The following is an 18,222-nucleotide window of genomic DNA, read 5'->3' as shown; positions in this document are numbered from 1 at the left end:
CCTGTGCGGCGGCCCGGGCCGGACGAGCGGCGGTCAGCCGGCCTCGGCGACGCGGTAGCCGGCCGCGTCGTCGGCGAGGTCGGCGCTGAGCTCGTCCCGATGGGCCCGGCCGCCGGCCCACATCGTCCACACCCAGAACCCCAGCCAGACGACCGCGCCGATGACGATCTTCACCCACCAGTCCAGCACCGTCGTCCCGGTGACGTACCCCTCCACCAGGCCCGAGACGAGCAGGACGACGACGAGCGCGCCGGCGACGGTGACGGTGGTGCGCCCCTCGACCGCGAGTGCCGTCTGCCGGGTGCGGCGACCGGGCACGAGCAGGGTCCAGAACAGTCGGAGCCCCGCGCCGCCCGCCACGAAGATCGCGGTGAGCTCGAGCAGGCCGTGCGGCGCGAGGAGGGAGAAGAACACCCCGAGGTCGCCGTACTCCGACATGATCGCGCCGGCCTGGCCGATGCCGACCGCATTGACGGCGAGGACCTGAACCGGCCACACGCCGGTGATGCCCAGGCCGATCGTCTGGGCGGCGATCCAAGCGTTGTTCGTCCAGACCTGTGCGGCGAAGTCGTGCGAGGGATAGTTCGAGTAGTAGGCGGCGAACTGCTCGTCGGCGTAGCTCTGGAGCTGGCTGGTCGAGCCGAGCTCGGCGAGCGCCCCGGGCGTGGTGGCGTAGAACCAGCCGACGGCCAGGGCCACGAGCAGGAACGCCGCGGTCACTCCGTGCGTCCACCACCGCACCCGGTACAGGGCCAGCGGCATCGTCACGACGAAGAGGTTGCGTACGGCCCGCAGGCTGACCTCGTGGGTGCCCGCGATGCGTCCGCGCGCGCGGGCAAGGACGTCGGACAGGTGACCGGTGACGTACCGGTCGGCGGACCGGGTGCGCACGCGCGACAGGTCGGCGGACGTGGCCTGGTAGAGACGGACGAGCTCGTCGGCCTCCTGACCGGTGAGCCTGCGGCGCCCCGCGAGGTCGTCGAGCCGCTCCCAGCGGCCGGACCGCACGGCTCCCAACGCCTCGGCATCCACGCGCAGTACCCTGCCACACGTGGCCGCCCCTCCCGCTCCCGACGCTCGCCGCGGACCCGCGCGCGACCAGGCCGGGGCGCTGACGACCGCGGGCCTCGCGGGCGACGTCGTCGTCACCTCCGAGGCCGTCGCCCTCGACCTGGCGCCGACCGGTTTCGCGACCCGCGTCCTGTCCGGCCTGCTGGACGGCCTGGCCCACCTGCTCGGGCTGCTCGCGTCGCTGCTGCTGGTCGTCGGCCTGCTCGACGACGGGATCAACGAGGCGCAGCTCCAGGCGCTGGTCATCTCGTTCCTCGCCCTGTGGTGGGTGGGCGCACCGATGGCCGTCGAGGCGCTCACCCGGGGGCGCTCGCTGGGTCGCATCGCCACCGGGACCCGCGTGGTCCGCGACGACGGCGGACCGGTGCGCCTGCGCCACACCTCCGTGCGGGCGCTCGCGGGGGTCGGCGAGCTGTGGCTCACCCTCGGCGGCGGCGCGATCATCGCCTCGCTGGCCTCCGGCCGCGGTCAGCGGCTCGGCGACCGGCTGGCGGGGACCATCGTGGTGTCGGTGCGCGCGTCGGAGGCGTTGCGGCTGCCGCTGGTGATGCCACCGGAGCTCGGCCCCTGGGCCGAGGGGCTCACGGTGCGGCCCCTGCCGGCGGCGCTGGCGGCGGCCGCCCGCGACCTCCTCGGGCGCACGGCGCTGATGACGCCGCAGACGCGGGCCGCCGTCTCCCGCTCGCTCGCGGCCCAGATCGAGCCGTACGCCTCGCGCCCGGCCCCGCCGGGCGCGCACCCGGAGCGCTTCCTCGCCGCCGTCCTCGTGGTGCGTCGCGACGCCGAGCGCGAGCGGCTCGCCACCGCCCAGGCACAGGAGGACCGCGCCGCCGCGCTCATGCTGCGCCTGCCGCACGAGGTCCAGGACTACGCCTGACCGCGCGCCGAGGCTCTCAGTCGCTCCGGCGGTCGGCCTCGTCGGAGTCGCTGCGCGTGGGTGCGTCCTCGACGGCTTCCGGGACCCGTTCCAGCGTGGACCCGTCGCCGTCCGACATCGTCTCGCCGCGGGCCTGCTCCGCCGCGGCGTCGCGCGGCCCCGCGGCGTCGCCCGGCCCCGGGTCGTCGTCCGGACGCACGTCGTCGGGTCCTCGCGCGTCGTCGTCCTCGGCCCGGTCGTCGTCCGCCCCCACGTCGTCACCGGCCCGGTCGTCGAGCATGGCGTCCTCCTCGTCGGCGTCGTCGTCGACCCTGGTCCGGCGGTCGTCCTGCCGGGCGAGGCTGCCCGCGGCATCGTCCCGGACGCCCGGCAGCACCACGTAGGACACCATGGCGGCGAGCAGGAGCGCGCCGAGCCACAGGAGCCAGGACCGGGCACCGGCCAGGTAGAGCACCCCTGCGACACCGAGCAGCACGACGACCCGTGCGAGCGCGTACTTTGCGATGGCCACCGGCCCAGGCTACGTCCGTCCCCGGCCCCCGGGTCGCGGTCACCGGCCGGCGGTGACCAGCGTCGCGCCTCGCCGCCGCGTCCGTCGACCTACCCTGAAGGGGTGCAACGTGCCATCCCCATCGTCATCGCGGTCGGCGTCATCGTCTTCGCGCTGATCGACTGTGCCCGCTCGGACGACGAACGGATGCCGGCGCGCATCCCCAAGGGAGTCTGGATCGTCCTCATCCTGCTGCTGCCCGTGATCGGCGCGGTCGCCTGGCTCGTGCTCTCCCGCACGCTGGCACGCGCGACGGGCGGGCCGGACCGTACCGGCGGCACCGGCTCCTTCGGCGCCGGCCCGACCCGCCAACCCCGCCGACCGGTGGCGCCGGACGACGACCCCGAGTTCCTCGCCCGACTGGAGGCCGACCGACGCCGTGCCGAGCGCGAGCGCCGCCAGCGTGCGCGCGATGCCGAGCGTGAGAACCCGCGGGCCACGGCGGCCGAGCCGACGACCGCCGCCGACGCACCGGACGACGGCGACCCCGGCACGGATCGCCGCTCCGACGCGGACGGCCCGGGCGACGACGACGGCGACCCCGGCCCGGCGGGAGGGCTCGCCGTCGACCCCCGCGAGAGCCCGGGCTCGCCGGCCTGACCGGACGACCGCCGGTCGGCGCCGGTGCTACCCGATCCCCGAGTAGGAGTGCCGCGAGTTGAGGAACAGGTTGACCACGTAGTAGTTGCCGAGGATGAGCGCGAAGCCCGCGAGCGAGAGGTAGGCCGCCCGCCGCCCCTGCCAGCCCCGGGTCAGGCGCGCGTGGAGGAACGCGGCGTAGACGATCCAGATCAGCAGCGACCAGACCTCCTTGACGTCCCAACCCCACGGGCGGCCCCACGCGTGCTCGGCCCAGATGGCGCCGGCGATGAGCGTGAACGTCCACAGCATGAAGCCGACGGCGATGAGCTGGAAGGCCGTGCGCTCGAGCTCCGCGGAGCTCGGCAGGCGCTCGGAGAGACGGTCGCGGAATCCGGCGAGGCCGGATCTCGGCGCGCCTGCGGGGTCGGTCCCGCCGGAGTCGGGCCCCGCCGCACCCGTACCCGCGGCCGACCGCGTGGTCGGTGCCGCCGCGCGCCCGTCGGCGGCGACCAGGGCGGCCGAGTCGGCGGTGGCACGCGCCTCGGCCCGACGCGCACGGCCGATCTCGGCGCGCTCCTGCAGCAGCTGGACGAGCGAGAGGATCGCGGAGACCGCGAGGACGCCGACGGCGAGCGTGGCGACGAAGACGTGGATGATCAGCCAGTAGCTGTCGAGCGCCGGCGGGATGCCGTCCGCCCGGACGTAGAGCACCGAGACCGCGAGGCCCAGGGACAGGACCACGAGCCCGGCGACACCCGCACCGAGGACACGCAGGTCGCGCGACCGGTTGAGGAGCAGGAAGATCCCCACGGCGATGAGCGTGAACACGATCGAGAACTCGTACATGTTGGCCCACGGGACGCGCTCGGTCGCGATCGCCCGCGTGATCACCCCGACGACGTGGATGACGAAACCGGCAACCATCGAGGACACGCCGATCCGCGCGAAGCGACGGCCCTTGTCCGAGCTGTCCATGAATCTCGCCAGGTCGACGGCGAACGCCAGCAGCGAGATGACGTAGGCCCCCATCGCGCCGTAGATGGCCACCGTGGAGATCTGAGCCAGCGTGGACTCGGGCATGCGTCGTCCTTCGTCGTCGGGGCGCCCTAAGGGCGCTCGGTGATGTCATTGTGCCCCAACCCCTTTTCCGGAGCGGGGCGCGGTCGCGGGCGCCGGTCCGGCCCGCGGGACGGCGGGGCGGCGCCGTCGTCGGAGGTCGTCCCCTCGGGCGCCGGGGTGTCACCCGTCCCGTCCCACCGGTCCGCGGACGCGTCGTCGCCCACGTCACCGTCCGAGGAGTCCTCCTCGAGGTCGAGCGCGGCGAGGAGCCGCTCGACCTCGCGCTCGGTTCCGGGGTCGTCCCCCCGTGCGAGCGCGGCGGTCTCGAGCCGCGTGCCGTCGCCGTCGGAGGTCAGCCGCACCCACACCCGTCGGCGGGGGACGAACAGCGAGCCGAACAGGCCGAGCATCGCCGCGATCGAGGCCGCCAGGAGGTAGGGCAGCGTGGGGTCGTTGCGCAGGTCGAGGGCGACGAACCGCGGCAGCTCCTCCTCGAACGTGATCGAGCCGAGCCCCTCGGGCAGCTCGACCGTGTCACCTGGGCCGAGGTAGATCGTCAGCGGCACCTGCCCACCCTCGGCGGACCCGGCCGAGCCGTCGGCCGCGGGCTCGTAGACCTGCCGCATCCGGTCGGTGTCGAGGACGTAGACGTTCTGGGGCTCGCCCTCGTCGAGCCCGAGGTCGCCCACCCACAGCGTGAGCACGAGCAGGGGATCCTCCGGCTGCGGATGGATCGAGACGGGCGTGCCGGCGGTGTCGACGATCGCGGTGGGCAGGAAGGTCCCGGTGAGGCCGAGCTGCTCCTGGTCGCCCGAGACGTCCGGGACCTTGACGACGCCTCTCGAGGTGTAGACCCCGTCCTCGGGCAGGAACGGCACCGGCTGGGAGAACGCGACCTCGCCCGCGCCGTCGTGCACGGTCAGGCGGGGTGCGTAGCCGTTGCCGGAGAGGTAGATGTTCGTGCCATCGACGTTGAGCGGATGGTTGACGGCGATGTCGCCGGCCTCCGCGGTGCCGTCGGCACGCGTCACCGACACCTCGGCGAGGAAGTCGCGGGCCTGGGCGTCGAGCGTGAACTCGGAGCTGAACTCGTCCAGGCGGACGACGAACGGGTCGAGGGAGCCCGTGCGCACGAGCGAGCCGGCGGTGAAGGAGTCGTAGTCGACCACGGAGTTCGCGAAGCTCTCCCCCTCGACGACGATGGCCTGGCCGCGGTAGGAGATCATCTGCCCGAGCCCGAAGGCGACGAGGACGGCGAGCAGGGCGAGGTGGAAGACGATGTTCCCGGTCTCCCGCAGGTAGCCGCGCTCGGCCGAGACCTCGACCGTGCCGTCGTCCTTCGCTGAGACCACCGCACGGAACCGGCGGCGCAGCGCGAGGCGCGCCGCCTCGCCGAGCTCGGCGGGCGTACGGGTGGGGTCGCGACGGACGCTGTGCCCGGCGAACCGGGTCAGCCGGCCGGGAACCTTCGGCGGCGCGGCCCGCAGCGACCGCACGTGCACGCCGATGCGCGGGACGATGCAGCCGATCAGGGAGACGAACAGCAGCACGTAGACGGTCTGGAACCAGATCGACCCGTACATGTCGAACAGGTCGAGCCGGTCGAGCCAGCCGGACAGCTCGGGACGCTCGGCCCGGAACTGCGACACGGCCGCGGGGTCGGAGGCCTGCTGGGGGATGAACGCGCCCGGGAGCGCGGCGACGGCGAGCAGGAGGAGCAGGAGGATCGCCGTGCGCATCGACGTCAGCTGGCGCCACGCCCACCGCAACCAGCCCACGAGGGACAGGGACGGTCCGGTGGCGCGGCTGCCGTCACCCGCTGCCGCGTCGTCGTCGGGGCCCGCCCGGCCCTGGCCGGGCTTGGAGGAGAGGTTGGTGGGGTCCGCGGTCACAGCGGCGTCACCCACCCGGCGACGAGGCCCTGCAGGCGTCCCACGATCCACTCCCAGGCACCGGTGACGAGCAGGACCCCGAGAGCGATGAGGACGACGCCGCCGACGACCTGGATCGTGCGGGCGTGACGCCTGAGGGCGGACAGGGCGCGCGCCGAGCGGGCGACGGCCACGGCGGCGACGACGAACGGGACCCCGAGCCCGAGGCAGTACACGACCGTGAGCAGGAGGCCGCGCGCCACGGACTGCTCGGACAGGGCCAGGGTGAGCACGGCGGCCAGGGTCGGGCCGATGCACGGTCCCCAGCCGAGCCCGAACACGGCGCCGAGCACGGGCGCGCCGGCGAGGCCGGCGCGGGGGGCGACGTCGAGGCGTCGCTCGGCCTGGAGGAACGGGATCCGGCCGACGAACGCGAGCCCGAGCAGGATGACGACGACGCCCGCCACGCGCAGGACGGTCGGCAGCACCGGGGCGAGGGCGATCCCCAGCGAGGCCACGGCCACGCCGGCCACCACCCACACCGCGGAGAAGCCGGAGACGAAGAGGATCGCGCCGAGCGCGACCCGGCGGCCGGACGCGCGACCCGTCGCCGCCGCCTGGGCCTCGCGCCGTGCGATCGCCGCACCTGCGCCGACCGGGCCCGCACCAGCGCCTGCCGGGCTCCCGCCTGCGCCGGACGCGGGGACGGCGGTCGCCTCCCGGTAGCGCTCCGTCGTCGAGCCCGCCATCCCTCCGAGCAGGCCGACGTAGCCGGGCAGCAGCGGCAGGACGCACGGGGAGAAGAAGGAGATCAGCCCGGCGAGCAGGGCGAGCGGGACCGCGAGCAGGAGCGATCCCGAGGTGACGACCTCCCCCACGGAGGCGACGGCGTCCACGGCTCAGGCCTCGGCGAGGACGTCGTCGACGAGCCCGCGCAGGATGGTCGGGTCCGCCTGGCCGAGGATGCGGGCGGCGACCCGACCCTCCTGGTCGAGCACGACGGTGGTCGGCATGGCGGACAGCGGGACCAGGCCCTCGAACGCGGCGACGGCACGCGCCTCGGAGTCGTGGACCGACGGGTAGGGGATGTCGAACGTGTTCTCGAAGGCCTGGGCGGTCGCCGTGTCGTCACGCGGGTTGACGCCGAGCATGACGATCTCGTCGGCCATGTCGTTCGCGAGAGCGGCCAGGTCGGGCGCCTCGACGCGGCACGGCGGGCAGGCTGCGTACCAGAAGTTGACGACGGCGACGCTGCCGCGCGCCTCGGCGAGGTCGATCGGCTCGTCGTCGTAGGACGTACCGGTCAGCTCGACCGCGGCGCCCCGCTCCTCCGGCTCCCAGGTGGTGAAGGAGCCGTCACCGGCCTCGTAGCCCGCGCCGACGGAGCCGCCGTCGGGCGACGAGCCCTCGGGTGCGCACGCGGTCAGCGTGACCGCGAGCCCGAGGGCACCGAGCGCCGCCGGCAGGGTGCGTCGCAGGGAGGAGCGGCCCGTCACGCTCGGGCCTGCTCGCCGGCGTCCGCCGCCGAGTCGGCCGTCTCGGGCGTGGGCACGGCCCGAGGCAGCGGCGGCGAGGTCCGCGTCCCGGACCGGACCGACCGACGGGCCGACCCGGTGTTGACCGCGGCACGGGAGGTGCCCGGCGTGACGTCGCTCGCGTCGGCCACGAGCGCGGCGGCCGGCTCGTCGTAGGTGATCCCGACGAGGCGCCGGTCGTCGAAGTGCAGGGAGGTCAGGGACGCCAGCGCGCACTCCCGGCGCCGGGGGTCGTGCGCGAGGGGGCGGCGCTCGACGACGAGGCGGGTGATCCAGATCGGCAGCTGGTGGGAGACGAGAACCACCTCACCCCCCTCGGAGCGAGCGAGGACGGACCGCACCGCGTCGGTCGTCCGGTCCGCTATCGCCCGGTACGCCTCGCCCCAGCTCGGGCGGAACGGGTCGACGTACAGGGGCCAGTGCCGCGGGTGCGCGAGAGCGAGCGGGTCGGCGCGGATCGCCGTCCCCTCGAGCGCGTTGCCGCCCTCGATCAGCCGTTCGTCGGTCTCGACCTCGACGCCGAACGCCTCGGCCACGGGCCGCCCGGTCTCCTGCGCGCGCTCGAGCGGGGAGGCCACCACGCGCCGCACGTCGTGACCGGTCTCGCTCAGGTGCGCGGCCACGGCCCTGGCCATGGCGCGCCCGCGCTCCGAGAGGTGGTACCCCGGGAGGCGTCCGTACAGGACGCCGGAGGGGTTGTGGACCTCGCCGTGACGTAGGAGGTGGACGACGGTGTGGGGCATGGTCACAGTGTCGCAAACTGTGCGGCCCCCGCGGGTACGCGCCCGCGACGTCGGACTCGGGCGGATCCGGTTCCACGATGGCAGCGCGGTCAGGTGGGTCAGCCCGGTCAGGTCGGCGACGACGGCAGCCGGGTCAGGTCGGCGAAGGAAGGTCGGGCTCCCTCGCGCGCGCCACCTCCCGGTCGATCTCCTCGTCGTCGAGCAGGGCGGCCATGATCTGGCCCAGCTCGGTCATCTGCGCCTCGGTGAGCCGGTCGACGAGCCTGTAGCGCACGGCGTCGACATGCCCGGGCGCGGCCTCGGACAAGCGGGCGTACCCCGCGTCGGTGAGGTGCGCGTTGACGCCGCGGCGGTCCGAGCAGTCGTTGCGGCGCTCGACGTAGCCGGCGTCCTCGAGCCTGCGGACGGTGTGCGTGAGTCGCGAGCGCGAGTGCACGAGGTCCTCGGCGAGCGAGGACATGCGGCGCGTCCGGTCCGGCGCCTCGGAGAGACGCACGAGCACCTCGTACTCCGGCAGGGAGAGCCGCGCACTGACCGTGAGGTCGTGGTTGACGTCCTCGAGAACCTGCGCGGAGGCTCGCAGGAAGAGACGCCACGACCGTTGCTCGTCGAGGCTGAGCCATCGCGTGTTCATCCAGGTCCTCCATCCTGGTACCGCCGCGGCGCGGGAGCCACGGTCGCGGGGCTTGCGCCACCGTCCCGATGTAGTTTACAGTTCAATCGTTCACGCTTCAACCACTTCGTCGGCGCAGCCGGCGCGATCCATCCCTGGAGGCAGTATGTCGACCATCCCCGCCGGTACCTACACCATCGAGCCCTCGCACTCGGAGGTCGGTTTCACCGTCCGCCACGCGGGCATCTCGAAGGTCCGTGGCCAGTTCACCGACTTCGCCGGTGAGCTCGTCGTCGCCGAGGACGTCGCGCAGTCCACCGCGAACGTAACGATCCAGTCCGGCTCGGTCGACACCAAGGACGAGAACCGCGACAACCACCTGCGGTCGGCCGACTTCTGGGACGCCGAGAACAACCCGGAGTGGACCTTCGTGTCGACCTCCGTCGACGGCGACGCCGACGAGTTCACGCTCAACGGCGACCTGACGATCAAGGGTGTCACCCAGCCGGTCGCGCTCGCCGTCGAGTACAACGGCGCGGCCACCGACCCGTTCGGGCAGGACCGCATCGGCTTCTCCGCGACGACGACGATCTCCCGCAAGGACTTCGGGCTCACGTGGAACGCCGCCCTCGAGACCGGTGGCGTCCTCGTCTCCGACAAGGTCAACATCACCATCGAGGTCGAGGCCGTCCCGCCGGCCGCGCAGGCCTGAGCCTGACCCTCTCCCGCTGAGCACGACGGCGGCCGGTCACCCCGGGGTGGCCGGCCGCCGTCGTGTCCACCCCGAGCCGTTCGCTGCGTGTGCGGTTCCCGGTCACGCGGGTGCGCGGCACGAGCCGGCACACCCGACGGCCGCCGACCGCACGCTCGACGAACGTGGCGGGGAGGGCGACCTGCGGTCGGCGGGCCCGGTCCGGGCGGCCCGCTCAGCGCGCGGCGAGCGCCCGCTCCACCCGGCCGACGTCGACCATCAGCCGGTCGACCTCCACGCCGTCGACCCGGACGACCGGCACGTGGTCGGAGAGGTCCGCGAGCTCGGGGTCGGCGTCGACGTCGAGGAGCACGAGGGCCGCCCCGTGCCGCTCGGCGATCGGTCCGAGACGTGCGGCGGTCTGCTCGCACAGGTGGCAGCCGGCGCGCGACACGACCTCGAGCCTCGCGGGCGCACGCGCCCCGTCACCGGCCGGGCCGCCGAGCCAGGCCTGCGGGGAGGCCGCGACCGCCGGCGAGCGCTCCCCGGAACGCGACGAACCCGGCACCCCTGCGGGGCCCGGGTCCGATCGACGACGGAAGCGACGGATCACTTCTTGTTGCGGCGCTGGTGGCGCGTCCTGCGCAGCAGCTTGCGGTGCTTCTTCTTCGACATGCGCTTGCGGCGCTTCTTGACGACAGATCCCACGGGTCCACCTCAGTCCGATTCGGGTACGGACGCGTCCGCGTCCGGGAAACCCGGCAAGTCTAGCGGGTGGCGGGAGGGAGCGTGGCGCCGGCCGGGTCAGACCCGCCACAGGGCCGCGGGAGGAGCACCCGCGCGGTCAGGAGCCGGTGCCCTCGGCCGAGTCCCAGCCCTGCAGGCCCTCGGCGATGAGCTGGTCGACGGCGGCGTTGGGCACCCGGAACGAGCGTCCCACGCGGACGGCGGGGATCTCGCCGGAGTGGACCATGCGATAGACGGTCATCTTGGAGACGCGAAGAGACTCCGCCACCTCGGCGACGGTGAGGAAACGGCTGCTCCCCTGGCTGTCGACCATGTGCTCCCAGCTCCTGATGATCCCCCGGCCGCGCACGTGACTCGTGGGGCTCCTGAGGAAGGAACATAGCGGGCCCGAGGGCCACCCGGCCAATCCGTGCGCGTGTCGCGACCTCGAACGTGACGTGCGCTACGCCGTCAGCGGGTCCAGGCCGTGCTCCGGGAAGACCGCCTGCCGGGTCGCGAGGATCGCTCGGTCGACCGGGTTCTCCGGGTCGAAGCCGTCGACGAACCGGCCGGCCGGCCCGCCAAGGACCCCGCTCGACGACGTCCCACCCCCCGCCGGCGCCTCCGCCGTCGGTGCCGCCGGGCCGCCGGGGCCGGCCGCAGGCGCCGCGTCGGTGCCGGGCACCGTGAACGGGTCGGCGTCGGACATCGTCGTGGCGACCGCGCCCTCGGCGAGGTCGTGCACGAGCTGCCGCCACTCCTCGGGGACCGGGGTTCCCGGGTCCAGCGGCGTGCCCGCGACGACGCCGAGCACGTGGGACCAGGCGCGCGGCACGACGTTGACGACCTCGTACCCGCCGCCGCCCGTGGCGACCCACCGACCGCCGGCGAACCGCTCGGCGAGACCGGCGAACATCACGGCGGCCGCCCGCTGAGCGTCGACGGACACGGCGAGGTTCGTCAACGGGTCGCTCCCGTGGGAGTCCGACCCGTGCTGCGTGACGAGGACGTCGGGCCGCACCGCCTCGACGATCGGCGAGGCGACCGCCTCGACCGCCCGCAGCCACTGCTCGTCCGAGGTGCCGGCGGGCAGTGCGACGTTGACGGCGGACCCCCGCGCGCCGGGGCCGCCGACGTCCTGCGGGTACCCGGTCCCCGGGAACAGGGTCGAGGGGTGCTCGTGTACGGAGACGGTCACCACGTCGGGGTCGTCCCAGAACACGCGCTCGACGCCGTCGCCGTGGTGCGCGTCGACGTCGAGGTACACGATCCTGCCGGCGCCCGCCTCCTTGAGGTAGCGGATCGCGACGGCGACGTCGTTGTACACGCAGAATCCCGAGGCGTGGCCCGGCATCGCGTGGTGCATGCCGCCCGCGAGCGAGAACGCGCGGCGCACCCGCCCCGACCACACCGCGCGCGCGGCGGTCACGGTCGACCCGACGAGCCGTGCCGAGGCGGAGTGCATCGCACCGAACACGGGGTTGTCCTCGCCGCCGATGCCGCGCCGCGCGTCGGTCGCCCCGTCGGACTCGGCCGCCCGCACCGCGTCGACGTAGCCCGGCTCGTGCACCGAGGCCAGGAGCTCGGCGTCGCAGACCTCGGGCTCGAGGACCTCGACGACGTCGGGCTCCAGCAGCCCCAGGGCTCGAGCCAGCTCGATCGTCAGGTGCAGCCGGAGCGGACTCATGGGGTGGCCGACGCCGAAGTTGTACCCGACGAGGTCGGGGGACCACACGAGAGCACCATCGGCCATGCCCGCAACCTACCCCGAGCCTGTGGCAGTGTTTCGCCTGCTGCGCACGCGCCGGACGACGACGCGGCAGCCCGGGACGGCGGTCCGCCCCGGCCGTCGGTACTGGAGGGCAGATGGGACGCTCGGCCGTGGGCCGCGTGCTCGCGCTGGCACGGGACCAGGTCGACGACCTCGCCCGCCGCTCCCCCGCACGGATGGCCCTGCTCGTGTTCGCCGCGATAGTCGTGGTGATGACGGGTCTGCTCTCGCTGCCCGTGGCGACGACGACCGGGACGCGCGCGCCGTTCGTCGACGCCCTCTTCACGGCGGTGTCCGCCGTGTGCGTGACCGGGCTGACCACCGTGGACACGGCGACCTACTGGTCCGGGTTCGGTCAGGCGGTCATCCTCGTGAGCATCAAGGTCGGCGGCCTCGGTGTGATGACGCTCGCCTCGATCCTCGGCCTCGCGGTCTCCCGGCGCATCGGGCTGACCCAGCGGATGCTCACCGCGTCCGAGACGGGCACGACCGGGCTCGGCGAGGTCGGCTCCCTCGTGCGGGCCGTCGTCGTGGCCTCGGTCCTCATCGAGCTCGTGCTCGCCGCGATCCTCGTCCCGCGGTTCCTCGACCTCGGCGAGTCGGTTCCGGCCGCCCTGTGGCACGGCTTCTTCATGGCGCTGTCCATCTTCAACAACGCCGGCTTCGTCGTGCTCGACGGTGGCCTCGTGCCGTACGTCGGCGACTGGTGGCTGGGTCTCGTCGTCGTCGTCGGCACGTTCCTCGGCGCCGTCGGCTTCCCCGTCCTGCTCGACCTGTGGCGCCACCGGCGCAGGCCGGGCCGGATCACGCTGCACGCCAAGCTCACGCTGTCGACCTTCGTCGCGCTCCTCGTCATCACGCTCGTGGCCCTCGTCCTGTTCGAGTGGAGGAACCCGGACACGCTCGGCGCGCTCCCGGTCGCCGACCGGCTCGTCGCCACGCTCGTCCACTCGATCACGCCGCGGTCGTCGGGGCTCGCGACCATCGACGTCGGGCAGATGCAGCAGTCCACGCTGTTCGCGACCGACGCGATGATGTTCGTCGGGGGCGGCTCGGCGTCCACGGCCGGCGGCATCAAGGTGACGACGTTCGCCGTCCTCGTCCTCGCGATCGTCGCCGAGGCACGCGGCGACCGGGACATCGAGGCGTTCGGCCGCCGCATCCCCACCGAGACCGTGCGGCTCGCCGTCGCCGTCGCCTTCCTCGGCGCCACGCTCGTGGGGCTGTCCACCCTGGTCCTGCTCTCGGTCACGGACTTCACGCTCGACCAGGTGCTGTTCGAGGTGATCTCCGCGTTCGCCACGTGCGGCCTGTCGACCGGCATCACGCCCCACCTGCCCGACTCGGCCAGGTACGTGCTCGCCGCCCTGATGTTCGCGGGCCGCATCGGCACGATCACGCTCGCGGCGGCGCTCGCCATCCGCTCGCGCCGTCGCGTCATCCGCATGCCCGAGGAGCGTCCTGTCATCGGCTGAGCGGCCACAATGACACCCCGTCCGCACGACTCCCCGACCAGCACGTCGCCCCGACCGGAACCGCCCGAACCGCCTCACCGACCGTTACCGCCCGACCCCGGAAAGGACCCTCATGGCCAAGCAGGCCCGGGACTCCGCTGTCCTCGTCATCGGCCTGGGGCGCTTCGGCGCGGCCCTGGCGGCCACGCTCGAGTCCCTGGACCGCGAGGTGCTCGCGGTCGAGAAGGACCCCGAGCTCGTGCAGACGTGGTCGAGCCGACTCCCGCTGGTCGAGGCGGACGCGACCTCCGCGGACGCGCTCGAGCAGCTCGGCGCCGCCGACTTCCCCGTGGCGGTGGTCGGCGTGGGCTCCTACCTGGAGGCGTCGGTGCTCATCACCGGCAACCTCGTCGACCTGGGGATGCCGCAGATCTGGGCCAAAGCGGTCTCCGGCGAGCACGGGCGGATCCTGCGGCGCATCGGCGCGCACCACGTCGTCTACCCCGAGTACGACGCCGGGCAGCGGGTGGCCCACATGGTCTCGGGCCGGATGCTCGACTACATCGAGATGGAGGACGGTTTCGCAGTGGTGAAGATGCGTCCGCCGCGCGAGACCCACGGGTTCACCATCGGCGAGCTGTCGCTGCGCTCGCGCTACGGCATCACGGTCATCGGCAAGAAGTCCCCCGGCGAGCCGTTCGAGTACACGACCCTCGAGACGCGGATCGATGCCGAGGACACCCTCATCGTCTCGGGCGACACCGAGCTGCTCGAGGTCTTCGCCCACCGACCGTGAGCCGGGGCGTTGCACGCGGCTGCGCGTGCGCCGACCTCGACACCTAGCTGGACCGTGCCGCGCCGAGCTCGACCGTGCCGCGCCGAGCTCGACCGTGCTGAGGTCATGCTCGGCACCTCAAGGTCCAGCTCGACGACACGGGTGGAGCGATGAGTTCCCGTCTCCGGCCACCGCTCAGGGATTCGTGGAAACCCGCAGGTCCAGGTCCTCCCACACGAACGTCGTGGTGGTGCCCGACTCCCAGTCGCGCCGCAGGATCGCGTAGGCCACCGACGCCACGGGCTCGCCGCCCGCCACGGGCCAGCCCTCCCGGTAGTGCGCCTCCTTGAGGAAGCCGCAGCGCAGGAAGGTGCGTCGCATCGCCACGTTGTCCTCCCGGGTCTGTCCCTCGAAGCGGCGGACCTCCGGGAACCTGCGGAACACGAGCTCGGTCGCCGCGCGCACGACGTCGGCACCGAGTCCGCGGCCGCGGAAGCGCTCGGCCAGCCGCAGGTCGAACAGCGGCGCGTCGTCCTCAAGGTCCTCCAGGCGCAGGAAGCCGATGCGGCCGAGCTCGGCGTGGTCGACCCAGAACGAGTCGTGCTCGTCGTCCCGGTAGGCGCCCTCGGCGATCGACCGCTCCACCCGTGCCCGGTCCGGCCGCGCGACCATGTGGAACGGGAACTCGTTGCCGGTCATGAACGCGACGAGCTCCTCCCGGTCCGTGCCGGTCGGATCGAGGCGCGTGAGGGTCACTGGCTGTGTCATGGGGCCCGACCGTAGGCGGCGCCCGCCCGCCGGGCCGAGAGAATATCCCGCACCGGGCCGGATCGCGCTCATTCGTCGCCCGGGGTCGGCGCAGAGCCACGCCACCTGCCAGGATGGTCCGCATGATCTCCTCAGGCATCGTCGTCATGGGTGACGGCCACGCGATCCCCCAGATCGGTTTCGGCACCTACAAGATTCCCGACGCCGACGCGGCGCCCCTGGTCGCCACCGCGATCGAGGTGGGCTACCGGCACATCGACACCGCCCAGATGTACGGCAACGAGGTCGGCGTCGGGCGCGGCATCGCGGACAGCGGCGTCGCACGCGAGGACCTGTTCCTCACGAGCAAGCTCGACAACCCCAACCACGCCCCCGGCACCGCCCGGGCGAGCATCGAACGCTCGTTGGAGGACCTCGGGGTCGACTCCCTGGACCTGTTCCTCGTCCACTGGCCCTACCCGGAGGGCTCGACCACCCCGCTGGCCGAGACCTGGCAGGTGCTCGTGGACGCCCGAGCCGCCGGGCTGGTGACGTCGATCGGCATGTCGAACGGGCAGCCCGAGCACCTGCGCGAGATCCAGGACGCCGGTCTCCCGCTGCCGGCCCTCGACCAGGCCGAGATCCACCCGTACCTGCAGAACCAGGAGGTCGTCGACTTCTGCCGTTCCGAGGGCATCACCGTGCAGGCGTGGTCGCCGATCGCGCGCGGCCGGGTCCTCTCCGACCCGGTGGTGGAGGAGGTCGCCGCCGAGGTCGGGGCGACGCCGGCGCAGGTGGTGCTCGCGTGGCACATCGGGCGCGACCACGTGATCATCCCCAAGGCCAGCTCGCGGGCGCGGATCGAGGAGAACCTCGCCTCGCTGACGGTCGAGCTCACCGCCGACCAGGCCGCGCGCATCGACGCCCTCGACAAGGGCGAGGCCGGCCGGACCGGCATGCACCCGTCCACGATGAAGCGGTTCGGCGAGGAGTAGCCCTCACTCCTTCGACGGCACCGGCCCGAGCAGCGCGTTCGCCCAGGCGGCGTGGACCGACTCGTCGTCGGAGGGGTGGAACAGGCCCGCGACGACGTCGCGGTACAGGCGTGAGAGCTCCGCCCTGGTGTAGAACGACGATCCGCCGGAGGCGCGCAACGCCTTCTCGACGACGCGCAGCGCCGTCTCGGTCGCCCGCGACTTGAGCGCGGAGAGCTGCGGCATCCACAGCGGGCGGTCCGCCCCGGCGTCGACGTCGCGGGCGAGCGCCACGAGCTGCGGCTCGATCGCGTCGAGCTCGATCGCCGCGTCCGCGAGGCGCCACCGGATGTCGGGGTCGTGGGCGTAGGGCGCGTCGTTCTTCAGGCTCATCCGCTTGGTCACGGTCGCCACGGCGACGTCGAGGGCCCGCCGGGCGACGCCCTGGTAGACGGCCGCGAGCAGGATCTCGAAGTTGGCGAAGATCCCGAAGATGAACGGGTCCATGGTCGGCCCGGGCGGCACGGCGCGCACGATCCGGTGCGCGGGCGCCGGCGCCCCGTCGAGGACGGTCGTGTACGACTGCGTGGCCCGCATGCCGAGGGTGTCCCAGTCCTCCTTGATCTCGACGCCACCGCCGTCGCGCTCGACGAAGCCCCACACGTTGACCGGGTCGTCGGGGTCCGTGCGGTCGGTGCCGAACGTGCCGAGCAGCGTCCACACGGGGCCGAGCGTCGTGAAGATCTTGGTGCCGTGGAAGCGGTAGCCGCCCTCGCCGTCGGGGGTGGCGTCCGAGGCGGAGCCGAAGAGCACGAGGTCGTTGCCGGCCTCGGACACTCCGAACGCGATGATCGCGCCGTCTATGACGCGCGCGAGGATCTCGTCCATGTCCGACTGGCCGGCGGCGCGGACCGTGCGGGCGACGCCCACCCAGATGTGGTGCATGTTGACGGCGAGCGCCGTGGCCGGGGAGGCACCGGCGAGGCGGGCCTGCTCGGACGCCATCTCCTCCAGCGTGAGCCCGCCACCGCCCAGCTCGGCCGGGACGAAGGCGGTGAGGTAGCCGGCCTCGCGCAGGTCGGCGAGGTCGTCGTGCGGGAAGGTGTTGGCGCGGTCGTGGCCCGCGGCGCGCGAGCGGATCGTCTCGAGGAGCTCGTCGGTGAGGATCTGGCGCGGCGGCGTGGACGAGGAGGTCATGGCCCCATTGTCCCCGCGGTGTCCAGGCGCGGCGGGGAGGGGTACCCGGAACTACGCCTCCGGGTGCTGGGTCGTCCTAGCCTGAGGACATGGCCCCCATGCTCGAGCCGTACGCTCCCGCGCCGGCACCCGCTGCGTCGGCGGGTCGCGTCGGACCGGGCGGGCCGCGCTGATGCCGGCACAGCTCCTCGCCGACGTCCTCCTCCTCGTCCACGACGACGAGACGGGCGCCTGCCTCGTCGACGACGACACGCTGCGGCGGATCGCGGTCGAGTCGGCCGCGGAGCAGGTGCTCGCGGGCGGGACGCTGTACAAGCACGTCACGCGATGGCAAGGGCCACGGAACCGGTATACGTGGCGAAGGACGGAAGGGACGATCGAGCACTACGCCCGGGTGCTCGACGGCCCGACACCGCCCCCGGGCTACGACACGATCGCGAGCTGGCTGGTGGGCCAGCGGGCGGCCCTGCCCGCAGGTCAGGACCGCGACCTGGCCGAGGTCGCAGGCGCCGCCGACCATCTCGTGGCCACCACGCTGGACGAGCTCGTCCGCGCCGGCACCCATGCGGCACGACACAGCCCCAGGTTCGGCGACCGGTCCGGCACCGTGTACGAGGAGGCTGATGGTGCGCGGGAGGACCACCTCAGGCACCGGCTACGAGTCTCGCTCGACGACGACGCGTACGACCCCCGCACCGCCGCGCTGCTCCGGATCATCAAGCGCGCCGGCATCGCCGAGCATGCGTTCGACTCGGCCGCCGGCATGGAGCTGCGAGGGAGCGGCCACCGCTTCTACCTCGACAAGACCTACTCCAGGGACCCTGGCCGCATCTGGGGCCACGTCGCGCTGTGGATCGTGCTCTCCGCGGCACTGACCCTCGGCTTCGTCTGGTTCGCCGGGCTCGATCTCTGACACGAGCCCGATCGACCTCTGACTCCTCCCCGGTGGGGACGGGCGCTCCCGGTGTCGGCGCGGGCGCCTACCG

General features: G+C 73.4%; 21 protein-coding genes. 7 read left to right on the top strand and 14 right to left on the bottom strand.

The genetic code is table 11. The features are described from left to right. Positions 1-33 precede the first annotated feature (33 nt). Positions 34-1,032, bottom strand: a complete 999-nt coding sequence (locus ACPYO4_RS03525; RefSeq protein ID WP_425707830.1) for a stage II sporulation protein M — start codon at positions 1,030-1,032, stop codon at positions 34-36. A 19-nt stretch (positions 1,033-1,051) separates the two neighbouring features. On the opposite strand from ACPYO4_RS03525, the gene ACPYO4_RS03520 reads away from it, so the two are divergent. After that, positions 1,052-1,948 (top strand): RDD family protein, encoded by an 897-nt coding sequence (locus ACPYO4_RS03520; protein ID WP_425707829.1) that lies wholly within the window; start codon positions 1,052-1,054, stop codon positions 1,946-1,948. Between the two features lie 16 nt (positions 1,949-1,964). Here ACPYO4_RS03520 and ACPYO4_RS03515 read toward each other — a convergent pair whose 3' ends face one another. Beyond that, positions 1,965-2,459 (bottom strand): DUF4229 domain-containing protein, encoded by a 495-nt coding sequence (locus ACPYO4_RS03515; RefSeq protein ID WP_425707828.1) that lies wholly within the window; start codon positions 2,457-2,459, stop codon positions 1,965-1,967. A 102-nt stretch (positions 2,460-2,561) separates the two neighbouring features. Between ACPYO4_RS03515 and ACPYO4_RS03510 the strand changes: the two genes are divergently transcribed. Next, on the top strand, positions 2,562-3,098 hold the full coding sequence (locus ACPYO4_RS03510; RefSeq protein WP_425707827.1) for a PLD nuclease N-terminal domain-containing protein: 537 nt from the start codon (positions 2,562-2,564) through the stop codon (positions 3,096-3,098). A 27-nt stretch (positions 3,099-3,125) separates the two neighbouring features. On the opposite strand, the gene ccsB is transcribed toward ACPYO4_RS03510, so the two are convergent. From ccsB to ACPYO4_RS03480, 6 genes are all read right to left on the bottom strand, one after another. Beyond that, entirely contained in the window at positions 3,126-4,160 is a 1,035-nt protein-coding gene (ccsB, locus tag ACPYO4_RS03505) for a c-type cytochrome biogenesis protein CcsB (RefSeq protein ID WP_425707826.1), read from the bottom strand. Positions 4,161-4,186: 26 nt separating this feature from the next. Further along, entirely contained in the window at positions 4,187-6,031 is a 1,845-nt protein-coding gene (gene resB, locus ACPYO4_RS03500; RefSeq protein WP_425707825.1) for a cytochrome c biogenesis protein ResB, read from the bottom strand. Then, positions 6,028-6,906 carry a cytochrome c biogenesis CcdA family protein gene (locus ACPYO4_RS03495; protein ID WP_425707824.1) on the bottom strand — a complete coding sequence of 293 codons (879 nt, stop codon included), beginning with the start codon at positions 6,904-6,906 and terminating at the stop codon, positions 6,028-6,030. The genes resB and ACPYO4_RS03495 overlap by 4 nt, the downstream gene beginning before the upstream one ends. 3 nt (positions 6,907-6,909) lie before the next feature. Next, positions 6,910-7,506, bottom strand: coding sequence for a redoxin domain-containing protein (locus ACPYO4_RS03490; protein WP_425707823.1), 597 nt, complete (start codon positions 7,504-7,506; stop codon positions 6,910-6,912). After that, entirely contained in the window at positions 7,503-8,288 is a 786-nt protein-coding gene (locus ACPYO4_RS03485; protein WP_425707822.1) for a histidine phosphatase family protein, read from the bottom strand. Before ACPYO4_RS03485 ends, ACPYO4_RS03490 begins: the two co-directional genes overlap by 4 nt. A gap of 133 nt (positions 8,289-8,421) precedes the next feature. After that, positions 8,422-8,922: a MarR family winged helix-turn-helix transcriptional regulator gene (locus ACPYO4_RS03480; RefSeq protein ID WP_425707821.1), complete on the bottom strand. Its 501-nt coding sequence runs from the start codon at positions 8,920-8,922 to the stop codon at positions 8,422-8,424. Positions 8,923-9,067: 145 nt separating this feature from the next. On the opposite strand from ACPYO4_RS03480, the gene ACPYO4_RS03475 reads away from it, so the two are divergent. Continuing rightward, positions 9,068-9,613 carry a YceI family protein gene (locus ACPYO4_RS03475; RefSeq protein ID WP_425707820.1) on the top strand — a complete coding sequence of 182 codons (546 nt, stop codon included), beginning with the start codon at positions 9,068-9,070 and terminating at the stop codon, positions 9,611-9,613. Positions 9,614-9,827: 214 nt separating this feature from the next. Here ACPYO4_RS03475 and ACPYO4_RS03470 read toward each other — a convergent pair whose 3' ends face one another. The 4 genes from ACPYO4_RS03470 to ACPYO4_RS03455 all read right to left on the bottom strand — a co-directional run bounded on the left by ACPYO4_RS03470 (position 9,828) and on the right by ACPYO4_RS03455 (position 12,071). Continuing rightward, entirely contained in the window at positions 9,828-10,046 is a 219-nt protein-coding gene (locus ACPYO4_RS03470) for a glutaredoxin family protein (RefSeq protein ID WP_425707819.1), read from the bottom strand. A gap of 155 nt (positions 10,047-10,201) precedes the next feature. Beyond that, positions 10,202-10,300, bottom strand: a complete 99-nt coding sequence (locus ACPYO4_RS03465) for a 30S ribosomal protein bS22 (RefSeq protein ID WP_076808172.1) — start codon at positions 10,298-10,300, stop codon at positions 10,202-10,204. A gap of 136 nt (positions 10,301-10,436) precedes the next feature. Continuing rightward, the gene (locus ACPYO4_RS03460; protein WP_425707818.1) at positions 10,437-10,652 is read right to left on the bottom strand and encodes a helix-turn-helix domain-containing protein; all 216 of its coding nucleotides are present in this window, start codon (positions 10,650-10,652) and stop codon (positions 10,437-10,439) included. Positions 10,653-10,781: 129 nt separating this feature from the next. Beyond that, positions 10,782-12,071: an acetoin utilization protein AcuC gene (locus ACPYO4_RS03455; RefSeq protein WP_425707817.1), complete on the bottom strand. Its 1,290-nt coding sequence runs from the start codon at positions 12,069-12,071 to the stop codon at positions 10,782-10,784. A 113-nt stretch (positions 12,072-12,184) separates the two neighbouring features. Here ACPYO4_RS03455 and ACPYO4_RS03450 point away from each other — a divergent pair, with 113 nt between their 5' ends. Then, on the top strand, positions 12,185-13,564 hold the full coding sequence (locus tag ACPYO4_RS03450; RefSeq protein ID WP_425707816.1) for a TrkH family potassium uptake protein: 1,380 nt from the start codon (positions 12,185-12,187) through the stop codon (positions 13,562-13,564). 112 nt (positions 13,565-13,676) lie between these two features. Then, positions 13,677-14,339 carry a potassium channel family protein gene (locus ACPYO4_RS03445; protein WP_425707815.1) on the top strand — a complete coding sequence of 221 codons (663 nt, stop codon included), beginning with the start codon at positions 13,677-13,679 and terminating at the stop codon, positions 14,337-14,339. 174 nt (positions 14,340-14,513) lie between these two features. Here the strand turns inward: ACPYO4_RS03445 and ACPYO4_RS03440 are convergent, their stop codons facing one another. Further along, positions 14,514-15,086, bottom strand: a complete 573-nt coding sequence (locus ACPYO4_RS03440; RefSeq protein ID WP_425707814.1) for a GNAT family N-acetyltransferase — start codon at positions 15,084-15,086, stop codon at positions 14,514-14,516. 122 nt (positions 15,087-15,208) lie between these two features. Here ACPYO4_RS03440 and ACPYO4_RS03435 point away from each other — a divergent pair, with 122 nt between their 5' ends. Further along, positions 15,209-16,060 (top strand): aldo/keto reductase, encoded by an 852-nt coding sequence (locus ACPYO4_RS03435; protein ID WP_425707813.1) that lies wholly within the window; start codon positions 15,209-15,211, stop codon positions 16,058-16,060. A 3-nt stretch (positions 16,061-16,063) separates the two neighbouring features. Here the strand turns inward: ACPYO4_RS03435 and ACPYO4_RS03430 are convergent, their stop codons facing one another. Further along, positions 16,064-17,236, bottom strand: coding sequence for an acyl-CoA dehydrogenase family protein (locus tag ACPYO4_RS03430; RefSeq protein ID WP_425707812.1), 1,173 nt, complete (start codon positions 17,234-17,236; stop codon positions 16,064-16,066). A 172-nt stretch (positions 17,237-17,408) separates the two neighbouring features. On the opposite strand from ACPYO4_RS03430, the gene ACPYO4_RS03425 reads away from it, so the two are divergent. Then, positions 17,409-18,149 (top strand): GPP34 family phosphoprotein, encoded by a 741-nt coding sequence (locus ACPYO4_RS03425; protein ID WP_425707811.1) that lies wholly within the window; start codon positions 17,409-17,411, stop codon positions 18,147-18,149. Positions 18,150-18,222 lie beyond the last annotated feature (73 nt).

Source organism: Georgenia sp. Z1491 (genome assembly GCF_049856175.1).
Taxonomy (GTDB): Bacteria; Actinomycetota; Actinomycetes; order Actinomycetales; family Actinomycetaceae; genus JB111.
Note: the sequence above shows the minus strand (reverse complement) of the source record. Positions and strands in the feature narration are given on the sequence as shown.